We start from the raw sequence: 18,022 nt of genomic DNA on the forward strand, positions 1-18,022 counted from the left end.
TCCTCGCATAAATGTACAAGCACCTTCCTACTTATTGCATCTACTAAAATAGGAGGTGATTAATTTTGACACTAAGACAATTTCGATGCTGTATTTATCAAAACAATATTACAGGTCGTTTTTCAACTCAATGTCTTCCGATTCAAGATAAGCAGGAAATAGTATGTCCACCGAGACAAATCTACACCGTTATAACTGGTTTTACAAGTTCGAACCAAAATACTTGTGAAATTTGCAGACAAATCGCTAGGAGACTTTATGAGATAAACGACAAACTTAATGAAATGGAGAATAATCAAGGTTGCTCAGAGTGTTAAGAAATTTTCTTAAGGATCCAAACGGATCCTTTTTTTATAAATTCAACAGATCCAAATAAATAAAAAACGCGGAGCAGCCGAAGCCACCCCGCAATTAAACGCCCAACCTCCCCCCGTCACACCAACGTTCGATGCGCGAGAATGCGATTCCTCCTTCAAATCTCGTAATTGGTCCATTCGTTAAGCAACCGACGCATCCGGCTCGACGGGATGTAAACTTTAATCGGCTCGCCGTTCCATATCCTTGACTACCACAATCACTGCAGCATGTCAGAAAGCGCAAGTAAATCCTGGTTCACTGTAACGCCATGGTCTTGAAAGAACGACTTCTCATGCGGTGTCATAAAGCGGCTGTATGCGTATATCAACACTGACCGATCTGCAAAATCGTTTGTGGCGCGGATATTATTGGACAGAAAACCCTTGCTATAGCCCCTTCCTTGAAGGTCAAACCAGTATGTCGTCCACAGCACGTCCTTTGACTTTGCGTCTGTAACTCGCCGGACATACGAATAGATGCTTTTTTGAATAGCTTTTAATTCATCCGGAGTACGCCGATCCATCCAGTTACGCGAAAATGAAAAATAGGGTTCTCCATGAAGGTTGTGGTCGCCTTCGTACAGGTCGATCAAGCACATTTGTTCCGAACGTTAATAAGAACGTTCGATAATAATATTGCGGAAGGTTGAAGCCCGTTATTGGCTGAAACCGACGCCTTGCGTAAGCAAGTGCACTTCTGTATAACGGCGATTATCCGCCACGTTGCCGCGTGACTTTTTTGCCTTACACCGTATTTGTTGCGCGAGTTTCCGATCAACACATTTTTTCACGAACTTTTTTCGCCTTCTATTACGTATGTAACGAAAACTACTATCGACTCGACACTTTTGGCGAAAATAATTCGAAAAACTTTCGCCACAACGCAAAAAAGGCGCCGGAACGCACCCAGGCGCCGGGCTTTTTGTGTGCATGATCAATATCCAGAATAAAAGTTAGTATCCGTAATTATGTCTCCATTTGGATTAATAGTTATTTCATTCTTAATTACTAATGTAAAACCTGGTGCAGGATCTTCAGAAATTACTTTATTCATTGCTACAACCTCGGCTGCCTCTATTTCTCGAGGGTTTAGATTTATAATTTCACTGGCAATCCCCGCAAAAAAATATTTATTTCCCATATTTCCAGTACCTTGACCTTGTACCGCTTGGTAGAAAAGGAGTTGTTCTAGTCCTTCAGGATTCGATCCTTCCATAAACCAATTCAATACTATTCCTCTAAAAGTAATGGATTCGTCATTATAAGGGTTTAAAATCTCTAATGACATGGTAATTTCCTCAAAAAAATTATCCATTTATTTACCTCCTTTCCTTATACTATGGCAAAGAAGGAAAGCAGCTTAATTCAATTAACTATTTTCAAATATTTTTAAATAATTGATAGAAACCCGCTAGAATCGCTTCGAGCTGACTTTTTTATGTTTTTACGCAACATACGGGGCCAGCGCAAATACGGACGAAAAAAGCCGACGGCATATAACCGTTCGGCTTCTTCGCATTGCTTATAAACAGAAGTCTTTTAATGAGTCCGCGATCTCGTCGTCATTGCTTCCGATATATCTTTTCGTTATGCGTGGCGACGCATGACCGAATATCTCTGTCAGTGTAGCTGCGTCTTTAGTGCACTTGTAATAGTGGTAGCATACTAAAGCGATCCAGCCACGCATATATTGATTAGGCAATGACATTATCGATTCTCGCCCTCCAACTGCATGTTCGTTTGAAAGAGTAGCTATCGCCGCCGCGCAGCTACTCTTTCATGTTTCTAATAAGGATAAATAAAATAAATGAGAAAATGCCTGGTTACTCATATAACTCTCCGGATACCTAATCAAGCGGTCTTATCGTGCGTATTTGCGGATAATTGGCGCCCTGTATACGGAAGCATTATCATTGTGATTCGGATTTAGGATGTACTAAAACGATCCAGCCGTGCATATATTGATTTGTCTTCTCCTAATGGCACTATTTTCAAGCGTGGCTATCACGATAGGTAGCTGCGCTCTTTTCACGTTTCTAACACGGATACATACAATAGTTCAGACGGGCAGACGGTATTATTAGTTACACCCACAACCATCGAATATCTAATTCAAGTGGCCGCTGCACAAGGGCCGCTTTTTTTATAGACGGTTTATTCTTCTTCGCAGCGGGTAACGTTTAATATGCGGCACAATTTACCACTCGCACATTTCCTTTTATTGCTACGGATCCCCGTGGCTTTTTTTATGCATTTTCGCTCATCGGCCACCGTAAATTCACCGTTTAATTCGCGTCTCGATTCGCCTACAACCTACTTGTAAACGTTAATTTCCGCCGTGGTTACGCTTATGACGGTTGCTTAAAGAAACGATATAAAGTAAATTGACAAACGAACTCTACATCGATTACTATGAAATGGAAAAGAGGCGTTCGGGACGAATACCGCGAAACGCCTGCGGATAAAACAACGTAGAGGCCTGCGGAATTTAGGCGAATCCTTATCATTATGTCCTCGTGGTGCAACGGATAGCACGCAAGCCTCCGAAGCTTGAAATGCAGGTTCGATTCCTGCCGAGGACATTACCACAACTCGATATGTTAAGTTTAAAAATCCCTGATGCCCTTAATACGGCTTCGGGGATTTTTTATGTAGTCTCTTCGGCTTTTCTCATTGCGGCCGGCCAAAATGTTTAGCCTCCCTCCTTTTCTTTTTCTGCTTGGTATTCTTCAGCGGTTACTCGTTTTATCCCGTACCCGGACATCATAAAGACGTGAGCTGCCATGTCGAAATTCTGTCCTTCTCCATGAAAAGTTGCAACAACTTTATCTCCGTTGATGACGAATCCATATTTCACACTCTCCACTCCTTTCGTGAATACTCACGCTGCCCGTTTATCACATCTTTACAGCCTTTCAACTTCCCGGCTTGATTGCTATGCGTTCTTGATGCAAAAACGAGCGTCAAATGAGCAGAAAAGCAATAGGAACACCATGCTTGCCAGACAACTGATTAATATGATTGAGAAGTGCCTGGTACTTCACACTTCAATTTTCAACCGCTTGTTCTGTAATAATTGTAACCCTCTTTCATTTCTTTGTTTTACAAATCAGAAGAATTGTTGTCCTCATCCTCCTGCCGATAATACTTTTTTATTTTGATAGAAACATTCGTACAAGATTTGTTTGTATTTTTTCATACTATATGCAGAAGGAGGTGAAAATTATGGGTTCCCAATACGGTGGTGGATACGGATCTAGCTTTGCGCTAATTGTTGTATTGTTTATTCTTTTAATCATCATTGGCGCATCTTTCATGGGTGGCGGATACTGACAGGTATCAAAAGATTGTCTCTAAGACCCTTTTGAATTAATCTAGCTTTTGCTTTAACCATTCATCTAATATTGAGCGGCTGTATAAAGTATGTACAGCCGCTTTTTTAATTCAATTTTTGACCACTAAACAAAACTGTTTATTTTTCTTTATACAGGGTAAATTAAATTTTGTTTAAATGATGATACATATTAGTGTGGAGGTTTTCTCGATATGTCCTCAAACGAACTTTTTACATGGAAAATTTTAACGGTTTTGGAAATCACCCTTCTTTATCCACTGGTTTCCTGGTTAATAAAATTAAAATGGTTTTCGGAATCCGACTATGAGTTTTCACAAAAGAACAGTCAAAAGCTCAACAGAAGGAATAAACGGTTTAATTAAAGCGCTCCTGGCGCTTTTTTTGCTCTTTCCCTGCTATTCCTGCTCACTAGTTTCTGTTTCTCACTATATCCCTGCCCACTTGCAAGATGTTTTAACTTATTACAGGGTGGGTATTTAAAATTTGATCTATTTGATTAGACTTATTATTCTGGAGGCCGCTCACCATGTTATCAATAGAACTTTTTATCTTCATAGTGTTAATAATTTTAGAAGTCAGCTTATTTTTTTTATTAGGCTCCATGTTAAAAAAATTAAACTTATTTTCGAAATCGGAATATAAATATAAGTCTTCAAAAATAGTTAAATAAATGAAAAGATGTGTTTCTGAGCTTAAAGAGAAAAAACTTAAAGTGGGGACATTGGGTTGAAAGGATAAAAAAGATCCCTGCCGAGGACGTCCTTAATCACTAAAGGCTTCAAGTGACCTCTATCGGCTGGGGATTTTCTTTTTAACGGAAAGTCCTGCCCGTGAACACAAAATTTTCATCTTACTGAATATAAACAGCGCCCTGCCAAATACGGCAGGGCGCTTCTCTATTAATATTAGCTCCATTCTTCCCGTTCAATGAGTGACGCCATTGTCTTAACGGCTTCTTCACTGTCGCGGCCTTCTGCGCTGATCGTTACTTCTTCTCCATTGCTGAGCGCGATGCTCATAATACCCATAATGCTTTTTGCATTAATTTTTTTGTTGTCTTTTTTAAGAAAAATTTCTGAATTAAACCGAGTTGCTTCCTGTACAAATAGTGCGGCTGGTCTTGCCTGTAAGCCCGATTTTAATTGTACCTGTACTGTTTTTTCCGCCATATCTGCCACGCCCTTTCCTTATTTTTCCACAGATGCCATTTCTCCGACTCGAATTTTATCTGCAATTTCATCTATTTTACGCAGGCGATGATTGATGCCTGATTTACTGATCGCCGTGCCTGAAACCATTTCTCCGAGTTCTTTCAAGGTGACATCTTGATGCAGAACACGAAGCTCCGCAATTTCACGCAGCCGGTCTGGCAATATGCCCAGACCCACCGTTTGATCAATGAATTTTATATTTTCGACCTGGCGCAACGCCGCGCCGATCGTTTTATTCAAATTTGCTGTTTCGCAATTCACAAGCCGGTTAACGGAGTTTCTCATGTCCCGGACAATCCGGACGTCTTCAAAGCGCATAAGCGCGCTATGGGCTCCAGTAATACTAAAGAAATCAGAAATTTTTTCCGCTTCTTTTAAATACGTAATAAATCCTTTTTTCCGTTCCAGCGATTTTGCATTTAATCCAAATGTATTCATTAATGCACACAATGCTTCATTGTGCTCCTCGTATAAAGAGAACACTTCTAAATGATACGAAGATGTTTCCGGATTGTTGACGGAACCGCCTGCTAAAAATGCTCCGCGCAAGTATGCACGCCGGCAGCATTTTTTTGCTGTAATCCGGTCAGAAATGTGATGGACAAATGAAAACCCATCTTCAATTATGCCAAGGTCATCCAGTATTTTCTGTGCATCCTCTTTTAACCGGACAATATATACATTGTTTTTTTTCAAACGCATTTTTTTACGGACAAGCAGTTCAACAGCCGCTTCGTAATTTCGTTTAATTAACACGTAAATACGCCGGGCAATCGCTGCATTTTCCGTTTGGATATTCACGACAAGCAGCCGGTTTGAAAACGACAGGGAGCCGTTCATTCGAATGAGTGCGGACAATTCTGCTTTGGCACAGCATCCGCTCGTTTCAATCGTGGTCAGTTCTTTTTTTGTTTCTGATGCAAAAGACACCATCAGCCACTCCTCTCATGATGTCCGCTTACCGTTTCGGGATGAGGCGCACTAATATTTCGGCTACTTTGGCCGTATCATGACGGATTGCAGATTGCTCGTATGTAAGAATGTCATCAAAGATTGCATTCAAACCGAGGCTCTTTAGCTTATCCACATCATAAACGACCGGTTTTGCCATTTCTTCTTTGTACAGCTCCTGTATGTCAGCCGGAACAGGCTCTTTGTTTACTAAAATTGTATCCATAAACGAACATTTCATATGGTCATAAATGGCTTTAACATGGTCTGATGCAGTGAAATCAAGCGTTTCGCCCGCCTGCGTCATTAAATTGCAAATATACACTTTTTTTGCGCTTGCTGCACATACTTCTTCGCCAATACCAGGCACGAGCAAATTCGGCAAAATGCTCGTATACAAGCTGCCGGGACCGAGAATAATCATATCCGCTTCCCGAATTGATCGTATCGTCTCTGGAAGCGGTTCAATTTTATCCGGTGTTAAAAATACGCGGTGAATCTTTTTGCCGGAGTATGGAATTTTCGACTCTCCGGAAACAACGGATCCATCTTCCATTTCCGCATGAAGCACAACGCTCTGATTCGCAGCCGGGAGCACTTTCCCCCGGACATTCAGCACCCGGCTCATTTCCTGAATGGCATGCCCGAAATCGCCTGTAATCGAGGAAAGAGCCGCAATCATTAAGTTGCCAAGCGCATGACCGGATAATTCATTATTTGTTGAAAAACGATGCTGAAACAATGATTCAACGAGCGGTTCTACGTCTGAAAGCGCAGCGAGTACGTTGCGAATATCGCCGGGCGGCGGGATATTTAATTCGGTTCGAAGCCTTCCGGAGCTGCCGCCGTCATCCGCTACTGTGACAATCGCGGTGAGGTCAATTGGATGACGTTTCAATCCCCGAAGCAGCACAGACAGTCCCGTTCCTCCGCCAATAATGACAACTTTTGGCTGCTGTGATTGTAGCGGTGTCATGCCTTATCTGCCTTTCGTTTATCAATATCACGGTGAGTCACGCGTGTTTTGTAATCGTCTTTAAAATAGTTCGCCAAATACTCGGATAAGGCGACAGAACGATGCTGGCCGCCCGTACAGCCAATCGCAATGACGAGCTGCGATTTTCCTTCCATTTTGTAATGAGGCATCATAAATGTCAGCAAATCTGTTACTTTTTCTAAAAACTTTTGCGTATCGTTCCATTTCATTACATACTCGGAAACATCTGAATCAAGTCCCGTCCGTGGACGCATATGCTCGATATAATGAGGATTTGGCAAAAACCGGACATCAAACACAAGATCTGCATCAATGGGCAGCCCATGCTTAAAACCGAAAGACATAACATTCACAGTAAACGAAGCCTGCTTATTTGGCGAAAATTCGCGCATAATATTTTCACGCAAATCTTTCGGCTTCATTTTTGACGTATTTAAAATCATATTGGCGCGTCCGCGCAAATCATTTAAAAGTTCACGCTCCTGATGAATGCCGTCAAGCGGGCGATCATCGCGCGACAGCGGATGCGTGCGCCGTGTTTCCTTATACCGGCGCACCAGCACTTCATCTTCCGCATCTAAAAAAAGGACACGAGGTGCCGTATTAAGCGTTTCAGCCGCTTCATCCAGCGCTGTTTGCAAATGATCAAAAAATTCGCGGCCACGCATATCCATCACAATCGCTACTTTTTTCAGTTTTTGCCCGGAATCTTTCATGAGCGCCAAAAAAGGCTGCAAAAGCGTCGGCGGCAAATTATCCATACAGTAAAAGCCAAGATCTTCAAAACTTTGAACGGCTACCGTTTTACCGGCTCCGGACATACCTGTGATAATTACAAGCTGCACATCATTCGCCATGATCATTCCCCTTTCTCTCCATTCAGCTTGGGTCGAGTCGATATGAAATTAATTCGAATTCAGGTGTGTAGGTAAATGCCCCGTAGAGCAGTCCTGTTCCATGCACCATATATTCAAGCAGATGACGGTCGCCTTCCGCCATCGGAAGTTCTTTTAATTCTTCAATCGGCTTCCAATACAAATCGCCTTCCCGCGTTTCAGAAAGCGGACTGCCGTCTGCCTGATCGGCAAAAAAGGTAAACATCATCCATTCATTCATTACTTTTTCGCCGTCTTTAATAATAAATGTAAAAATTCCTTTTACGTTCGGGTTTCGCAAGTACAGGCCTGTTTCTTCCCGATATTCCCGAATCACTGCATCCCGCACTGATTCACCCGGCTCCATTTTCCCGCCAGGTGCTACCCACCAGTTACGGCGCGGCTTTTGCATTAAAAGCACTTGTCCATCCTTCATTAATACACAATTTGTGACACGCTGCACAATAACACCCCCGTCAAACTGCCAACAGATATTTCTTTTATTATAAAGGTACGCCGGAAGAAGTTCAACGCTGCCGGGTGTTTTTTTAGGATTAAAGGCTAAGAATGCGGCATCGTGCCGCAACGCCTTTATGACTCACATTCTGTGAGCCCAAGCGGAAACGGCCGTTCAGCTCCGACAGGCATAAGGCGAACTTTCGAAGTGGCGCTTTTTGCCACATAGACAATCAGACTTATGTCCTCGAACCGTTGGCGCCCGGAGCTGAACAATGTTAACCCATATTTCTTCCGATAAGACCGGTAAAAGCAAGAAGTGATTGATAAACAAAACGATCTGACCGATAAAAAACATTTATCGGTCAGATCAAGTCTTTTACCGATCGAATGAAGAGTTTTATCAGTTACTTTTGCTGTTCATCAAATATTATTCAATCAGAATAGCTGTATACTCATAAAAAAAGGACTGCCTCATACCGAGACAGTCCTGTGTAAAAAAAGCTGCAGGGGGCAGTTTGATTACCCTCTTACTATACCACCCGCATATTTCAAAACGATGACGAGAACGTAAAATTATGATTACGCTTTAACACCGAGTTCTTCTTTTAATTCTTCAATAAAGTGCTGGGCCGCCTGGGCCGCAATGCTTCCATCGCCTGTGGCTGTAACGATTTGGCGAAGCATTTTTTCACGCACATCGCCAGCTGCATAAATACCCGGGATTTTGGTTTCCATTTTTTCATTGGTTACGATATAGCCTTCATCATTTGTAATCCCAAGGTCAAGGAACGGTTTTGTTAACGGCACCATGCCAATGTAGATAAACACACCGTCAGCCGGAAATTCGCGCTCTTCACCGTTTTCAGTTGAAATGAGTGTCACACTGCCGACTTTGCCGTCTTTTTCTTTGATTTCTTTTAGGGTATGGCTCCAAATAAAGTCCACTTTGTCATTTGCAAACGCACGGTCCTGCAAAATCTTTTGCGCACGCAGCTCGTCGCGACGATGAACGATTGTTACCTTTTTCGCAAAACGGGTTAAATAAACGCCTTCTTCAACAGCAGAATCTCCACCGCCGACAACAACAAGATCTTTTTCCTTAAAGAACGCGCCGTCGCAAACCGCGCAATACGATACACCGCGTCCGCCAAGTTCATTTTCACCCTGGACGCCGATTTTTTTATACTGGGCACCTGTAGTGATGATGATCGCACGCGCTTTGTATTGCTTGGAGCCGGCATTAATCGTTTTATATTCTTTGCCTTCTGTAATCGATTTAATGTCTCCATATGCATATTCCGCACCGAATTTCTTTGCATGATCGAACATTTTTGTCGAAAGTTCAGGACCTAAAATGTGCTCATAGCCCGGATAATTTTCTACTTCTTCCGTGTTCGCCATCTGCCCGCCCGGCACGCCGCGCTCAATCATTAAAGTTGAAAGATTGGCACGAGATGTATAAACAGCCGCCGTCATTCCGGCAGGTCCGGCACCGATAATGATTACGTCATAAATTTTTTCTTCAGCCGTCATAGTCAATTCTCCTTTATGGTCAAAATTAATACCCTTAATCGTATATTCGAGATGATACTTTTATCGTACTGAATTTCATTCATTCCGTCTATTATTCTGCTCAAAGAAGATGCTCGCGAATAAATTTCGCATATTTTTGCACCGTAGAAACGGAGACGCTATATTTTTCCCCGGCTTCTGTTTGGCTAAACGGTTCATTGCGAAGTTTCCGCCATACATATTCCACCGCTGCCGCAAGACCGGCCGGCTTCGACAAGTTCGCTTTTTGATACTGAAGCTCAAGAAAAATCGAAAACCACATAAGAAACAGTCCTGCTTCTTGCTGGCCAAGCGGCCGAAAGTGGCGATACAAAACGAGCGCCGTTTCGTGCGCAAGGCGTGTGTTCATTTCCATTAAAAGCGAGCTGTCCACCGGCATGCCAAGAATATCAGCCATATAAATTTTTTCATGCGGCTGCAATTGATCAATATCGCAAAAGTCCGGATGGGTCATTACTTCTTTATGGTCGCTGGCAAGCGATAACAAAAAAAGCCCAAATAACCGTTCTTCATCGCGTTCTCCGTTTAAATAGCCGACGATGACTTCCGGATTTCGCTCAATTTCGCTTTTATCTTTTCCGGAACCCCACGGCTCGAGCCCTTCTTTTTCCGGGTTGTCCCGGAGCACTTTTTTCCAGACAGATCGTGCTGTTTGCGGCCGCCCGGTATGATGTGCTGCGTACGACAGCCAGTAATAAAAGCCCGCTTCTCCTTCAAACCCGCTTTTTTGCAGCTTTTTCAGCCAGCGGTATGCATCTTCATACCGTCCGATTAACGCAAATGTCGCACCAATTTTAAATTGCTGATCTGGAATAAGCGGCTGGATTTTTACCAATTGATCCGCTAAATCAGCAAGCGGCTCCTGCTTTTTTTCGTAAAAATAAAACACAATCTTGTTGCAGATCGCATGCAGGTTGCCAGAGTTGCGCTCCAGTACATCTTCAAGTACACCATGTGCTTTTTCCGACTGACCAAGGTAAAAATAAGCCAGTGCCAAATTATTGTAAGCAGCCCAAAAATCAGGATATTTTTTCACTGTTTCTTCAAGATGAACAGCGGCCTTTGCAAAATTGCCGCTTTCAAGCAAATACCGCGACTCTTCCTGCATTTCTATCATATCGTCCTGCTCAGACAAATCGTCAAACGCTTCTTCACTGTCAAGCGTAATTAAATCTAGCAGATCTTCGGCATCTTCTTTATATTCGCCTTGCTCGTCCAAGTCCAAATACATCTGTGTATGGCGGAACGCTTCTTTAAACGAACCGAGATGCGCGTAGTTGTTGGCAAGAAAATAATGGCACTCTGTCATATGCGGATCGAGATCGTCGAGTACAAAATGAAGCAGACCGTTTGACTGTTCATAATGTCCAAGCTCCGTTTCTACGATCGCCAGCTGGCAGGCGATAATCGGTTCCAGCGGCTCTAGGTCCATTGCGCGCGAAAGATACTTTTTCGCTTTCGGCAGCTCTCTTTTTTCGAGTGCCTTCATTCCTTTTTTATAATAAAACTCTCCTGTCGGAAAAAATGAGACAACATTCTCTTTTTGTTTCCGGCGCATTGAGTCATTTCCCATGAAAATCCTCCGTACGTTCTATATGATTAACTTATGTAGTATAGCATACGTATCGGAAGAAAAACAGACAAAAAGCCGGTCCACGGCTGGACCGGCTTTCCTTTATTCTTTTCCTTTGCCTTCGTGGCGGCGTGCAAGAACAGAAAGCACGTCATCAAGCGCCAAGTCTTGTTCACGCAATAATACAAGCAGATGATACAAGAGATCGGCTGCTTCCCACTGCAATTCTTCTTTGTCGCGATTTTTCGCGGCAATAATGACTTCCGCTGCTTCTTCGCCAACTTTTTTCAAAATTTTATCGACGCCTTTTTCAAACAAGTACGTTGTATAAGCACCTTCTGGACGATTTTGCTCACGGTCGGCAATGACTTGCTCAAGCTGCTGCAAAATCGAGTAAGGCAATGACCCATTGTCTTCTCCGTAAAACGGCTCATCAAAACAGCTCGTTGTGTCACGGTGGCAGGCAGGACCCGCTGGCTCCACTTTTACGACAATAGCATCTTTATCGCAGTCAAACTGCATTGAGATGACTTTTTGTGTGTTGCCGCTTGTTGCGCCTTTATGCCAAAGCTCTTCTCGGGACCGGCTGTAAAACCACGTTTCGCCTGTTTCCATCGTTTTTTGGAGAGAATCTTTGTTCATATAAGCGAGCGTCAATACTTCATACGTTGTTGCATCCTGCACAATTGCAGGGACGAGTCCTTTTTCATCAAACTTCACTTCGTCAATCATCTAACGTTCACCTCTGCATTTCGCAAAAATTGTTTTACCTCTCCAACGCCGGTTTCTTTATAGTGAAAAATAGAAGCCGCCAGCGCCGCATCAGCTTGCGCTTCTGTAAACACATCCAAAAAGTGCTGCGCGTTTCCGGCGCCGCCTGATGCAATAACAGGGACAGAGACCGCATCACCGACCGCTTTCGTCAGCGCGATATCAAATCCTTGCTTGCTGCCGTCTTCATCCATGCTCGTCAGCAAAATTTCGCCGGCACCGCGTTCGACCGCTTCTTTCGCCCAATCAATAACCGTTCGTTCTGTTGGGTTGCGCCCGCCGTGTGTATAAACGCGCCACGTTCCGATCGATTCATCATATTTCGCATCAATTGCAATGACGATACACTGCGAGCCGAAAAACGCGGCTCCTTCATTAATCAAACCCGGATTGTTTACAGCCGCTGTATTCAATGATACTTTATCTGCGCCCGCACGTAAAATGCGTTTCATATCATCTAGTGCGTTAATGCCGCCGCCGACCGTAAATGGGATGGCCAATTCAGATGCGACCGCCTGCACAACATCGACCATCGTTTTCCGTCCTTCCACCGAAGCTGAAATATCAAGGAAAACAAGCTCGTCCGCACCTTGCTCGTCATAAACACGCGCCAGCTCAACGGGGTCACCTGCGTCGCGCAGCTCAACAAATTGAATGCCTTTGACCACACGTCCTTCTTTTACATCGAGGCATGGGATGATGCGTTTTGTCATCATTCGGCTGCCACCTCCAGCGCTTCTTTTACAGTGAATCGGCCTGTGTAAATAGATTTTCCGCAAATGGCACCGGACAGCCCATCATTTTTCCATTTTGCCAGCTCGCGCAAATCGTCCAACGAGCTGACGCCGCCTGATGCAATCACGCTCTTGCCAGTTGCCCGCGCAAGTTCGGCTGTTGCTTCTGTATTCGGTCCTGACAGCATGCCATCATTTGCGATATCTGTAAAAATAAATGTCTCCGCGCCCGCTTCTGCAAATTCCTTTGCGAGATCGATCGCTTTTACAGAAGAAGTCTCAAGCCAGCCGTGTGTCGCCACGTACCCACCTTTTGCATCAAGGCCGATCGCGATTTTATCTCCATATGTACGAAGCCAGTTTTTCACAAGTTCCGGTTCTTTCACAGCAAGGCTGCCAATAATCACGCGGTCCACACCGTTTTCTAAATAATGCTTCACGTCTTCTTCTGTCCGGATGCCGCCGCCGATTTGCACTTTCGCATTCAGCTTTTGGGCTGCTTCAATGACGAACGTATCGTTTACGCGCTGGCCGTCTTTGGCGCCGTCAAGATCCACCATATGAATCCACTCTGCACCTTGCTCCACGAAGGATTTCGCCATATCAAACGGCGAATCCCCATATACCGTTTCTTGATTATAATCGCCTTGCACGAGGCGGACACATTTTCCACCGCGCATATCGATTGCCGGGTAAATCGTAAAACTCATAATATGTCCTCCGATCGTTCCATCGCTTTCGCAAAATTCGTTAACAGCTTCATGCCGGTTGCGCTGCTTTTTTCCGGGTGAAACTGCATGCCTGATACGTTGTCACGTCCAACAACCGCCGGCACGTGTACGCCATATTCCGCACTGGCAAGAAGGGCCTGCTTATCTACTCCATCTGCATAATAGGAATGGACAAAATAAACGTAGCCGTCTTCAATGCCTTCCAATACGGGTGCTTCTTGATGAAAATGCAGCTTGTTCCAGCCCATGTGCGGCACTTTCAGCCGTTCGCCGTCTGCATCGCGGTCCGGAATACGCACGATGCGTCCTTTTAATAAACCCAAGCCTTCAAATTGGCCATTTTCTTCGCTTTCTTCAAATAAAAGCTGCATGCCAAGGCAAATGCCTAAAAGCGGGCGGCCGCTGTCGACATATTGGTGGATAAACTGATCCAGTTCCTTTTCACGAAGGCGCGCCATCGCATCTTTAAACGCGCCAACACCTGGCAGGATCACACCTTTTGTGTTGTTTAATTCTTCTGGTGATTCACTGATGATATATGGGATGCCAATCCGTTCCAGAGCTTTGGATACGCTGAACAAATTGCCCATGCCGTAATCGATAATGCCGATCATTTACAACATCCCTTTCGTTGATGGTACGCCTTTCACGCGCGGGTCAATCGTGACCGCTTCATCAATCGCACGTGCCATCGCTTTAAAGACCGCTTCTATCATATGGTGTGTATTCGTTCCGTAATGAATGATGACGTGCAGGTTCATGCGGGCTTCAAGTGCAAACTTCCATAAAAATTCGTGCACAAGCTCTGTATCAAATGTGCCGACTTTTTGAGACGGGAATTCCGCGCCGCGAATTTCAAAATGCGGGCGGTTGCTCAAATCAACCACCACTTGTGCCAATGTATCATCCATTGGCACAAAGAAATTGCCATAACGCTTAATGCCTTTTTTATCGCCCAGTGCTTCTTTCAATGCCATGCCAAGCACGATACCGATGTCTTCTGTTGTATGGTGGTCATCTACCTCGACATCACCGTCTGCTTTTACTGTTAAGTCAAAGTGGCCGTGGCGCGTAAACAAATCCAGCATATGATCCATAAATGGCACACCTGTCTGGATATCGGATTTCCCTTCTCCATCCACTTCAAAAGCCAAATCAATTTTTGTTTCGCCTGTGTAACGCTGCAGTTCTGCATTCCGATTTCCCATTGTTTAGCCTTCTCTCTTTGATTCGTTACGCGCTTCGATCGCGCGGGCATGTGCTTCTAATCCTTCGAGTCGTGCAAAAGCAGCAATTTTCGCTCCGTGCTTGTCAAATGCTTCTTTGCTATACATGATAATACTCGATTTTTTCATAAAGTCATCCACGTTGAGCGGACTTGAAAAACGGGCTGTTCCATTTGTCGGCAGCACGTGATTGGGACCGGCAAAGTAGTCGCCGACCGGCTCGGATGAATATCGCCCAACGAAAATAGCGCCGGCATGTTTAATATCTTTTACATATTCAAGCGCATTTTCCGTCATCACTTCCAAGTGCTCCGGTGCAATGTCGTTAATGGTTTGAATCGCTTCTTTCATCGTCGCCGCAATATAAATAGCACCATGCTGTTCAATTGATGGACGCGCAATTTCTTCGCGTGGCAATGTAGACAGCTGCTGTTCAATTTCAAGCGCCACTTCTTTTGCCAGCGACTCTGACGTTGTCACCAAAACGGCGGACGCGCGTGTATCATGCTCTGCCTGCGACAGCATATCGGCTGCGACTTCTTTCGCAGATGCTGTTTCGTCCGCAAGCACCGCGATTTCACTTGGTCCGGCAATCATGTCAATGTCAACGTCACCAAATACTTCCCGTTTCGCGAGAGCGACAAAAATGTTGCCCGGTCCAGTAATTTTATCGACTGCTTTAATCGATTCCGTTCCGTATGCAAGTGCCGCGACAGCTTGAGCACCACCGGCTTTAAAGATGTCCTTTACACCGGCAATGTCAGCCGCAACAAGGACCCCCACTGGGAGGCGGCCATCTTTTCCAGGCGGTGATACCATGACGATCCGCTTCACACCGGCCGTTTTCGCCGGCATGACATTCATTAAAACAGAAGATGGATAAGCGGCTGTTCCACCTGGGACATACACGCCTGCTGAATCAAGCGGCGTCAATTTTTGTCCAAAAATCGAGCCGTCCGCATTTGTGTACAGCCATGTTTCCCGTTTTTGCTTTGCATGGAAAGAAGCGATGTTTTCCGCCGCTTCACGAATAATTTTGATCATGTTGTCATCGAGCGCCGTGTATGCCTCATTGATTTCTTCCTGTGTGACTTTTAAGCTGTACAATTTCGCTCCGTCAAACTTTTCTGTATAGGCATAAAGCGCACGGTCGCCGTTGTCACGAACATCTTTTATGATCTCACGCACAATTCGCTGCTGCTCTTCAGTTCCAGCATCCACTGACCGCTTGATTGAAAGCCCTGCTGTGACATTTTTGATCTTAATCATCGATTATTGCACCGCCTTTTCTTCAATCGTGTCAGTCAAACGGCTGACAAGTGTGGCAATCTCCTCGTTTTTCATCCGGTAGCTGACTGGATTCACAATAAGGCGGGATGTAATGCCGACGATTGTTTCATATTCAACGAGCCCATTTTCCCGCAGCGTCTGGCCGGTCGACACGATATCGACAATCCGGTCGGACAATCCAATAAGCGGGGCCAGTTCAATCGAGCCGTTTAATTTAATAATTTCCACCTGCTCGCCTTTTTCCCGGAAATAAGCGGATGCGACCGTTGGATACTTTGTGGCAATTTTTGGTGCCACTTCATTTAATGACGTATTCGGGAGTCCTGCAACAGCGAGGTAACAAGGACTGATTTTTAAGTCAAGCAGCTCATATACATCGCGCTCTTCTTCAAGCAGCACATCTTTGCCCGCGATGCCGACATCCGCCACGCCATGCTCGACATAGGTGGCAACGTCCATCGGTTTTGCAAGGAAAAAGCGCATATTTTCTTCCGGCACTTCAATAATCAGTTTGCGGGATTCATCTAATTCCGGCGGCAATTGATATCCTGCTTCCTGCATAAGAGCTGCCGCTTCTTCAAAAATTCGTCCTTTTGGCATTGCAATGGTTAACATCGACATTTATGCGTTCCCTCCTGTTGATTTCCCGACAAAAAACGTTACGCTTTTGCACGTTTCGGTGAATTTATCGACATCTTTTACGCCCGCCACGTCTTGAAGCAAAACACACTCTCCTGCCGCACGGCGTTTTTGGGCTTCCTGTATGGCTTCAACGCGCCGTTCATTGCTGAATAGCACACAATGAACGCCCGTTTCCTCTTCTAATTCTTCCAGTGCTTCCAGCAAAAAGTCAACACGCAGGCCAAAGCCGGTTGCACCAGCCGGACGGCCGAACTTTTGAAGCAGATCATCATAACGGCCGCCGTTTCCGACAGGTGCTCCGACACCATCTGTATACACTTCAAAGACAAGACCCGTATAGTAGCTCATATGACTGACAAGCGGCAAATCGAATGTGACGTATTGATCCACGCCGTATTCCTGCAAGCGGCTGAACACCGATTTTAATTCATCAAGCGCTTCAATACCCGTACTTCCTTCGACCAATTTTACCGCTTCATCGAGGCACTCTATGCCGCCTGACAAGCTTAAAAATTGAAGAAGGCGCTGCTTATCGATCGATGACAGAGGCAGGCTTTTCACATGCTCACGGTAGCCGACGTAATTTTTTTCATATAAAAACCGGCGCAGCTGCTCTGACCGCTCTTCTGTCCCAAGAATTTGACGAAACAGTTCATCTATAAACCGGATATGGCCAAGGGAGAGCTGGAATTTTTCAAGACCTGCCTGCTTCATGACCGATACAAGCAGTGCAATCACTTCCGCATCGGCACTAATTGTATCGTCGCCGATCATTTCGACGCCAATCTGTTCAAATTCAGCGGCACGGCCGCCTTCACGCTGCTGGGCACGGTAGACACTTGCTGAATAAGCTAATCTGAGCGGCACACGTTCTTTTAATAATTTCGCTGCGGCCACACGAGCAATTGGTGCTGTCATATCCGGACGCAAGACGAGCGTATTTCCTTGCTGATCAAGAAGCTTAAACAACTGGCGGTCTAAAATCGCTGATGCATCCCCGACTGTTTCATAATATTCAAGCGCCGGTGTCTCAATAAAACGGTATCCCCAGCTTCTCATGGCACTTTCAGCCGCTTCTTTTAATTTTCGTTTCGTTTCATAAATGTGCGGCAATGTGTCCCGCATTCCAACTGGCTTTTCAAACATTAACAGCTTCGACATATCTTTTATCACCCGATCACATGTATTTTCGCTTTAGTTCGCTAATGTACTAAAGGTTTATTATTTGTAGTTTAACGGTTCTGACAATTCACGTCAAGTACGAAAAGCGCAAGGCACC

19 protein-coding genes and 1 tRNA gene are annotated in these 18,022 nt (G+C 44.7%); 2 read left to right on the forward strand and 18 right to left on the reverse strand.

Translation table 11 applies throughout. The features are described 5' to 3' along the window. Positions 1-574: 574 nt before the first annotated feature. Both NLX67_RS01835 and NLX67_RS01840 read right to left on the reverse strand, forming a co-directional pair. On the reverse strand, positions 575-949 hold the full coding sequence (locus NLX67_RS01835) for a hypothetical protein (protein ID WP_254310138.1): 375 nt from the start codon (positions 947-949) through the stop codon (positions 575-577). Between the two features lie 341 nt (positions 950-1,290). Continuing rightward, positions 1,291-1,671, reverse strand: coding sequence for a hypothetical protein (locus NLX67_RS01840; RefSeq protein WP_046178210.1), 381 nt, complete (start codon positions 1,669-1,671; stop codon positions 1,291-1,293). 1,195 nt (positions 1,672-2,866) lie between these two features. Between NLX67_RS01840 and NLX67_RS01845 the strand changes: the two genes are divergently transcribed. Further along, positions 2,867-2,938, forward strand: a tRNA-Arg gene (locus NLX67_RS01845). Between the two features lie 110 nt (positions 2,939-3,048). Here the strand turns inward: NLX67_RS01845 and NLX67_RS01850 are convergent. Then, on the reverse strand, positions 3,049-3,213 hold the full coding sequence (locus NLX67_RS01850) for a hypothetical protein (protein WP_156153934.1): 165 nt from the start codon (positions 3,211-3,213) through the stop codon (positions 3,049-3,051). Between the two features lie 368 nt (positions 3,214-3,581). On the opposite strand from NLX67_RS01850, the gene NLX67_RS01855 reads away from it, so the two are divergent. Beyond that, positions 3,582-3,689 carry a YjcZ family sporulation protein gene (locus tag NLX67_RS01855; protein ID WP_256519504.1) on the forward strand — a complete coding sequence of 36 codons (108 nt, stop codon included), beginning with the start codon at positions 3,582-3,584 and terminating at the stop codon, positions 3,687-3,689. Between the two features lie 927 nt (positions 3,690-4,616). Here NLX67_RS01855 and NLX67_RS01860 read toward each other — a convergent pair. The 15 genes from NLX67_RS01860 to NLX67_RS01930 form a co-directional block, all read right to left on the reverse strand. After that, complete coding sequence (locus tag NLX67_RS01860; RefSeq protein WP_254310139.1) at positions 4,617-4,880, reverse strand: HPr family phosphocarrier protein; 264 nt, start codon at positions 4,878-4,880, stop codon at positions 4,617-4,619. 18 nt (positions 4,881-4,898) lie between these two features. Further along, the gene (gene whiA / locus NLX67_RS01865; protein ID WP_046178870.1) at positions 4,899-5,852 is read right to left on the reverse strand and encodes a DNA-binding protein WhiA; all 954 of its coding nucleotides are present in this window, start codon (positions 5,850-5,852) and stop codon (positions 4,899-4,901) included. Between the two features lie 28 nt (positions 5,853-5,880). Then, positions 5,881-6,849 (reverse strand): gluconeogenesis factor YvcK family protein, encoded by a 969-nt coding sequence (locus NLX67_RS01870; RefSeq protein ID WP_254310140.1) that lies wholly within the window; start codon positions 6,847-6,849, stop codon positions 5,881-5,883. Further along, positions 6,846-7,727: an RNase adapter RapZ gene (rapZ, locus tag NLX67_RS01875; protein ID WP_052728243.1), complete on the reverse strand. Its 882-nt coding sequence runs from the start codon at positions 7,725-7,727 to the stop codon at positions 6,846-6,848. The genes NLX67_RS01870 and rapZ overlap by 4 nt, the downstream gene beginning before the upstream one ends. Before the next feature lie 22 nt (positions 7,728-7,749). Continuing rightward, positions 7,750-8,208, reverse strand: coding sequence for an NUDIX hydrolase (locus tag NLX67_RS01880; RefSeq protein ID WP_046178206.1), 459 nt, complete (start codon positions 8,206-8,208; stop codon positions 7,750-7,752). Between the two features lie 575 nt (positions 8,209-8,783). Further along, complete coding sequence (gene trxB / locus NLX67_RS01885) at positions 8,784-9,737, reverse strand: thioredoxin-disulfide reductase (RefSeq protein ID WP_046178205.1); 954 nt, start codon at positions 9,735-9,737, stop codon at positions 8,784-8,786. A 100-nt stretch (positions 9,738-9,837) separates the two neighbouring features. Then, a complete protein-coding gene (locus NLX67_RS01890; protein WP_046178204.1) occupies positions 9,838-11,349 on the reverse strand; it encodes a tetratricopeptide repeat protein in 1,512 nt (503 codons plus the stop codon). Positions 11,350-11,451: 102 nt separating this feature from the next. After that, positions 11,452-12,081, reverse strand: coding sequence for a bifunctional phosphoribosyl-AMP cyclohydrolase/phosphoribosyl-ATP diphosphatase HisIE (gene hisIE, locus NLX67_RS01895; RefSeq protein WP_254310141.1), 630 nt, complete (start codon positions 12,079-12,081; stop codon positions 11,452-11,454). Beyond that, positions 12,078-12,836: an imidazole glycerol phosphate synthase subunit HisF gene (hisF, locus tag NLX67_RS01900; protein WP_254310142.1), complete on the reverse strand. Its 759-nt coding sequence runs from the start codon at positions 12,834-12,836 to the stop codon at positions 12,078-12,080. The genes hisIE and hisF overlap by 4 nt, the downstream gene beginning before the upstream one ends. Next, positions 12,833-13,564, reverse strand: a complete 732-nt coding sequence (gene hisA, locus NLX67_RS01905) for a 1-(5-phosphoribosyl)-5-[(5-phosphoribosylamino)methylideneamino]imidazole-4-carboxamide isomerase (protein ID WP_254310143.1) — start codon at positions 13,562-13,564, stop codon at positions 12,833-12,835. Before hisA ends, hisF begins: the two co-directional genes overlap by 4 nt. Continuing rightward, complete coding sequence (gene hisH, locus NLX67_RS01910; protein WP_046178200.1) at positions 13,561-14,199, reverse strand: imidazole glycerol phosphate synthase subunit HisH; 639 nt, start codon at positions 14,197-14,199, stop codon at positions 13,561-13,563. Before hisH ends, hisA begins: the two co-directional genes overlap by 4 nt. Next, the gene (hisB, locus tag NLX67_RS01915) at positions 14,200-14,793 is read right to left on the reverse strand and encodes an imidazoleglycerol-phosphate dehydratase HisB (protein WP_254310144.1); all 594 of its coding nucleotides are present in this window, start codon (positions 14,791-14,793) and stop codon (positions 14,200-14,202) included. It abuts the gene before it with no gap. 3 nt (positions 14,794-14,796) lie between these two features. After that, a complete protein-coding gene (gene hisD, locus NLX67_RS01920; protein WP_375143345.1) occupies positions 14,797-16,077 on the reverse strand; it encodes a histidinol dehydrogenase in 1,281 nt (426 codons plus the stop codon). A gap of 6 nt (positions 16,078-16,083) precedes the next feature. Next, positions 16,084-16,722, reverse strand: coding sequence for an ATP phosphoribosyltransferase (hisG, locus tag NLX67_RS01925; RefSeq protein WP_046178198.1), 639 nt, complete (start codon positions 16,720-16,722; stop codon positions 16,084-16,086). After that, positions 16,723-17,904: an ATP phosphoribosyltransferase regulatory subunit gene (locus tag NLX67_RS01930; protein ID WP_046178197.1), complete on the reverse strand. Its 1,182-nt coding sequence runs from the start codon at positions 17,902-17,904 to the stop codon at positions 16,723-16,725. Between the last annotated feature and the right edge of the window lie 118 nt (positions 17,905-18,022).

The organism is Domibacillus sp. A3M-37 (genome assembly GCF_024213455.1).
In the GTDB taxonomy this organism is placed as follows: Bacteria; Bacillota; Bacilli; order Bacillales; family Domibacillaceae; genus Domibacillus; species Domibacillus tundrae.